The organism is Vibrio sp. OPT46, assembly GCF_015163535.1.
GTDB lineage: Bacteria > Pseudomonadota > Gammaproteobacteria > Enterobacterales > Vibrionaceae > Vibrio > Vibrio alginolyticus.
Map to the genome: position 1 here is coordinate 1 of NZ_JADDYG010000903.1, position 302 is coordinate 302.

At 44.0% G+C, this 302-nt stretch carries 1 protein-coding gene; it reads right to left on the minus strand.

Annotation, left to right across the window (positions count from 1 at the left end):
- On the minus strand, window positions 1–264 hold a 264-nt coding region (locus IQR33_RS31945; RefSeq protein ID WP_228014257.1), incomplete at its 3' end, for a peptidylprolyl isomerase.
- Between the last annotated feature and the right edge of the window lie 38 nt (window positions 265–302).

Consider the following 302-nt stretch of genomic DNA (forward strand, 5'->3'; position numbering starts at 1 on the left):
AAAGCACACTTTGTCGAATTGAGGTACCATTTGACCACGGCGGAATTCACCAAGGTCACCACCGCGTTTGCCTGACGGGCAAGTTGAATACTTCTTCGCTAATGTCTGAAACTTTGCGCCTTTTTTCAGTTGCTTGATTATGTCTTCCGCTTGCTCTTTGTGCTTCACAAGAATATGTAATGCGGCTGCTGTATTTGCCATTGTTCTATCTCTCACTATTCTGGTCGCGCAAGTGTACCCAATCCTTTTTAACAGACCAAACATTTCTTAATAATAGCTCAGCGGTAAAGGCCCCAATACAC